The sequence below is a fragment of the Candidatus Afararchaeum irisae genome (assembly GCA_034190545.1).
In the GTDB taxonomy this organism is placed as follows: Archaea; Halobacteriota; Halobacteria; order Halobacteriales; family Afararchaeaceae; genus Afararchaeum; species Afararchaeum irisae.
The window spans coordinates 1-5,293 of sequence record JAXIOF010000106.1; the positions used below are offsets into that span (position 1 = coordinate 1).

4 protein-coding genes and 1 pseudogene are annotated in these 5,293 nt (G+C 50.1%); 1 reads left to right on the forward strand and 4 read right to left on the reverse strand.

Going from position 1 to position 5,293, the window contains the following annotated elements:
• Positions 1-24: 24 nt before the first annotated feature.
• From SV253_09900 to SV253_09915, 4 genes are all read right to left on the reverse strand, one after another.
• Positions 25-363 (reverse strand): DUF4013 domain-containing protein, encoded by a 339-nt coding sequence (locus SV253_09900; GenBank protein ID MDY6776363.1) that lies wholly within the window; start codon positions 361-363, stop codon positions 25-27.
• Between the two features lie 126 nt (positions 364-489).
• A complete protein-coding gene (locus SV253_09905) occupies positions 490-1,767 on the reverse strand; it encodes a transposase (GenBank protein ID MDY6776364.1) in 1,278 nt (425 codons plus the stop codon).
• Positions 1,768-1,828: 61 nt separating this feature from the next.
• The gene (gene tnpA, locus SV253_09910; protein MDY6776365.1) at positions 1,829-2,215 is read right to left on the reverse strand and encodes an IS200/IS605 family transposase; all 387 of its coding nucleotides are present in this window, start codon (positions 2,213-2,215) and stop codon (positions 1,829-1,831) included.
• 235 nt (positions 2,216-2,450) lie between these two features.
• Positions 2,451-3,149 carry a metal-dependent hydrolase gene (locus SV253_09915; protein ID MDY6776366.1) on the reverse strand — a complete coding sequence of 233 codons (699 nt, stop codon included), beginning with the start codon at positions 3,147-3,149 and terminating at the stop codon, positions 2,451-2,453.
• Positions 3,150-4,894: 1,745 nt separating this feature from the next.
• Here SV253_09915 and SV253_09920 point away from each other — a divergent pair.
• Positions 4,895-5,242 (forward strand): annotated as a pseudogene (locus SV253_09920) (ISH3 family transposase).
• The last annotated feature ends 51 nt before the right edge of the window (positions 5,243-5,293 follow it).

The following is a 5,293-nucleotide window of genomic DNA, read 5'->3' on the forward strand; positions in this document are numbered from 1 at the left end:
TCAAACATGCCGTAAAACAGTAAATCAAGCTGCGTATGGCGATTCACCAAAGCCGAATACAAGGAAAAGGACTGCCGAGACTAGGAAGCCGAGGACACCCATCCCTGCGCCTAATACACCAGCGGTTCTTCTACCTGCCATCATCGCCATCATGGAGCCACCGACTTTCACGAAAAAGACGAGCGCGGGTATTATCATGTATATGATTCCGATAACTGTCGCCTTGAGCCCCTCGACGAGCAGGTCTCCCCAGTCGTCGAAGCTCGGCGGTCTCTCGTCGCCCTCCACGGTTGTCCTCAGAACCCTGACGTAGTATCCCGTGACTACGAAGATAGGGAGTATCAGAAACCCGAGTATCGACATTATTCCGCCTTTGACATCCTCCCGCGCCTAAAGACGTCTCCGAGCGAAGCTCGGATGGCTCGTGAATCTTCGATTCACGAACGCGGGAATCCCGTCACGGGATTTCGGGCTTGCGCCCTACAGGTTTCAAGACGCATCGTTTTCCAACGTCGTAGGGTGGGTTTCACCCTCTGTTGGAGTGTCTTGTGGCTGTGTCAACTCAGTCCCGTCCTCCACCGAGTCATCGCCTCCGGTCTTTTGCCAAAGGCTCTCTCCGTGGAGGTAGCGTAGTGCTATATTCGTTGCACCGTTCACGTCGGCTTGATACTCGGATACCCAACAGTCGTCGTTGGTACATCGGAAGGTAGCTTGGTGCGGTCGAGTGCCTTCTTCACCGCAAGCGTGACACCGCTTGCTGGTGTTCTTCGGGTTCACCGTCTCGACAGGTATCCCCTTTTCCTCCGCCTTGTACCGTATCTGAGCGTGTATCTGAGCGAACGCCCAACCGTGTAGACGGCGGTTCATGTACGCGCCATAGTCCATGTTCTCACGGATATGCGTGAGGTCTTCCAGAACGAGTGCGCTGTCCTCGAACCGTTCGGCGTACTCCACGACACGGCGTGTAACCGTGTGTATGATGTCGTCTATCCGCCTCCATATCTCGTCTCCGCGTTCTTCAAGTAGCTTCTCGGAGCCACGCTCTTGTAGGCGTCTGCTCGTCGTGAAGTATTCCTCTCTCAGTTGGCGCACCTTGCTACCTTCGTCGCTGAAAATCTTAGGTGCAGTAGGAGAACCACACTCGTCAAGGTGACACACCGTGGCGAGTGCAGTTTCTCCTATGTCCACACCTATCGGAGTACACGATTCCAGAAATCTCTGATTTCTGTTGTAGTCAATCGAAGATTGACGTACCTCCGAAACATCGGTTTCCTCAACCTCCCTGTGTGCGGTGAGGTGAAGATGCCACTCGTCCCCACGCGGGAACATACGCACCTCACCAAGCTCCGCGCCGTCATTGTGTAGAGCTTCTATCCAGTCGCGTTGTTCGGGGTTGATGGTCACGGGACACCAGAGGTGGTAGTCTTCATGATGAGGTATCTTGACGTACCACTCTAAGGCGTTCTGAGGCTTGTGGTCTATGCGGATACCCTCGTTCGTGAAACGTACAGGGTGTCCGTCGTCTAACTCCTGTGTTCCGTCACGGACGAGTTGAGGGACATACTTCTTGAGGGCGTTCTTGGCGTACCCCGAAAGGTCGTACTCCACCACTACGTCGTTGGCTTCGGACTGTGTGGAACAGTCTGACGTGAAGGTATCGTTCAACGCCTTCTGGTACTCTTTGTACGTCTCACGGAACTTCTCCCGCTTGTGAGTGTTCGGGTCGAACAGCTTGACTTCAAGCGTCTTCGTGACCTCTCTACTCATACTTCGTCCTCCTCGTGTCGTCCCGAGAAACGCATCACGTTTCTCGTGTGCCAAACAGAACTCATGAGTTCTGTTGACGCCGTATGTAGTCCTGTATGGTGTCGCTTGATACTTCTCCGGCGGAGCCTACGTAGTAGCCTCTTGCCCAGTTAATCTTCTCACTTTCGTCGTCTGCATAGCGGTAGTTGTACTTCCGCGACGAGATGCCTTTGAACCAGTTAACGAGTAGCGACGGTTCGTGTTTCGGTGGCGCACTCACGAACGGGTGTATGTGGTCGGGTTCTATGGTCAGGTCGATTATCTCAAGACCCTTGTCGTCGGCTATCTCGTGGAAGATGTCTTCGACACGGCTTGCTACCTGACCTTCCAGTATCGGCTCACGGAACTTGGGCATCCACACTATGTGGTAGTTTAGGTTGTAGGTAGCGTGCCGTGTTGTCTTTGCCACACCGTACACTATATACGCGGTGTACTTAGGCTTTGGGCATCTCGTGAATCTCCTGATTCACGATGGTACGAAAATCAGAGATTTTCATAATAGTGTGAAATCCGGCAGGTCTACGCAGTCCGTAGGTTAGGAGTGTTGTCGCTTGACCCCCGTTCGTCAATCTTCGATTGACGTGCTCGCTAATCACAGATTAGCGAACGCCTGAAGACGGGGGTATGCGCTTGACTATGTATCATTAGAGCATGTCAAATATCGTATATCCCTCTACTACGGCGACGGTCGACACAACGAAGAGAAGAGTGCCCCCTACGAATAATCCCAAGTTAGCCGACTCGTTGGCGGCTCGAACCCATCCAAGCCTGTATTTCTCGTTATGAATAGGTCGGAGAGGTCGAATACCCATAGGCGTCAGAACATCCCCAATCAAATGAGTTGTAACCCCAAAGAACCCGAGAAGGAAGTGAAAGACGAACGTCGCTTCTATCGACGACAGACCTATACCGAGGTCTATACCGTTTTTGAGTATTCCCTGCTGGTATAGCGCGACGGATATGAGCACTAAAGCTACGACGAAGAGCTTGAACGTATCTCGTCGGGTTCTCGTCCATCTCCAGTTGATGTGGCTGACTGTCTTCACCGCGCCGTAGCTCGCGAGAATGAGATACACGAAACCGAGACCGTACTCCGAAGAGAGAGCCACAGACACGCCGCCGAGAACTACGCCTACAAAGATACCGAACCAGACGGTATGTGTGATACCACGGTGTGAGATCGGCGTGTATTCCTGTAGTACTATATCTTTGTCAGGGAGTGTCTGTAGACTGACTAACGATAAAGCAAGGATTATCGGACTCACGACCTGTCCAGGGGCGAAAAAGAAGAGTAGAGGAGAGCTTAAGAGATACACGACCCCGATGTGACCTCGGTTTCTCATATAGATATGGAGATGTTGAGAATATATAAAAGAAGCCGTGGCTTGAGTCCACGCACCCTCCTCGTCACGTCTGTCGACCTCTACCTGTCGCCCTCTACCGCTGCTACTCCGCCACTACTCCGCCGCCACTGCCACCAGACGCTCTCCGCTTCGCTCCGAGCTTATGGGAAGCCCGTCTGTGTCATAGACAGTACCGGATATTCGGAGTGTCATAGACTGACTGGATACCCTGTCTATAGTCTATAGAAAAGTGATATTCGAGAGTGTCATAGACAGTACCGGATACCCGTCTCGTGTCTGTGTATTGTATATCGGATATTCGAGTTCACATAGCCAGAATTGATATTCAGGCTCAGGCTCAGGCTCGGACGGCGTAGTCGATGACGTACCGTAGACAAACCCGATATTCCGTCGTGAGTCGTGAGTCGTGAGAGACGCTGTATGAGACAGTACAGGACGTCGAGAGAGAGAAAATAGAGAGGGTAGGAGATTAGAACGTTACTGTGGACGTCGTATCGTATTGAACGTTCTGAGAGCCGTAGACTAAACAGAAAGCCGCGATAGAAGACGTGAGAGACGCGTACAGAGAATAGAGACAGAGTCGGAGTTCTTGTTCTGAGTGTCCGAGAAAAAGAGACGTAGACTGCGCGAGAAAAAAGTATCAGATCAGAAAGTTAGATTAGGGATAGACGCTCGCAGAGACGTACAGACCGAACTGCGTAGACGTAGACAATGCCCGGTATCCCGTTCTGTCTTAGACTTAGAGAGACTGGCGTCCCGATCCGTGTCTAAGTAGTGTAGTGTAGTGTAGTAGAGTGTCAGTTTACTGAGAAAGCTAGTGCTGTTGTGTTCGAGGTGGAGCGGCGTAGACATGACCGAGTCAGAGAGTTAGAGTGACGGGACAGGCTGTCTTAGACGTAGACCCGAATATCACGTTCACGTGTGTCTATGTCTAAAGTTGGTATGATAGAATAAGGAGACGAGGACAAGAGGAAGCTGCGTATGGGTTCGAGATCGAAAGCTAAGCTAAGAATAGACCCGAGTACTCGTTCGAAGCTTGGAGATACGAGAGATCGAGAGAGACGTAGACAGACCCGAATATCAATTCTGTCTAAGCTAAGACTGGACGTCAGATGTTTAAGCTGAGACAGGATGGGGGACGCGGCTCGTGTCTATGGCAGAAGCGAATATCGGGTGTGTCTTTGATTGATGGAATATCAGGTATTAGATTGTGGGCGGGCTCGCTCGAATCTCTATACGTATATTATCCGTATATTATACACCGATATTATGCACTCCTATACTCTATATGTGATATTATACGCATACTCTATACACTCATATAGAATATACGCGAGATTATACACTCATATCTACTCTATATGCTGTATTATACACGGGTTGTATATTCTACACGGGGTATTATACGTGTGTATGCCGAGTTTTCGACCCCTTGTATAGACCCCGTATGTCGTTATACACACCCCGAGTTTTCTGTGTATATAGAGTTGGAGAAAGTGTCGAGATGGAGAGAAACGCGACTGACGTGTGGTAAGCTGCATATATGCTTCTCACACCCTGTATATTCTATGTGTCTCCGTATACCCCCGTATAATAATATATGTATACTACACGTTCTTTTTTAAGGGCACTTTTTCTACATAACATCGGTACTTCCCAATCGGTAATTGAGAGTAAAAGATAAAGCGTTACTCTGATTGAGGAGAATGTCTGGTTCGGTAAATATGATCAAAACACCAGAACCAAACGGTGTACTTACGGACTCAAAGGTTAAAGAATTAGCGGAAGACGTAATTGGAGAGCTACCACTCCCAGGAATCGAGGGATCTCCCCTCGATTCCGACGATATCTGGTCTGTTGTTACTCTCGCTTCAGTCAATCAAACCTCTGTCTGGGAAGTCTGTAACAACAATAACTCTACTCCTTGTGACGATACTGTCCTAGAATGGCTACATACTCTCAACCGAGACACTCTTGAACTCAGTTCCAACCTCTTGTTCATGCAGCTCGCCACGACGATCCTCGACCCTGACAGGTCGAGGATCGTCTCAATAGACTTCGTCGATAACCCATCCGTTCTAGTTTAACGGCACGTGCCACTCCCATCCGGTGATTAGATATCG

Excerpts from the sequence above, each read along its gene's own strand:
- SV253_09905 (MDY6776364.1), bottom strand. The coding sequence starts at position 1,767 with ATGAGTAGAGAGGTCACGAAGACGCTTGAAGTCAAGCTGTTCGACCCG.
- SV253_09900 (MDY6776363.1), bottom strand. The coding sequence starts at position 363 with ATGTCGATACTCGGGTTTCTGATACTCCCTATCTTCGTAGTCACGGGA.
- SV253_09915 (MDY6776366.1), bottom strand. The coding sequence starts at position 3,149 with ATGAGAAACCGAGGTCACATCGGGGTCGTGTATCTCTTAAGCTCTCCT.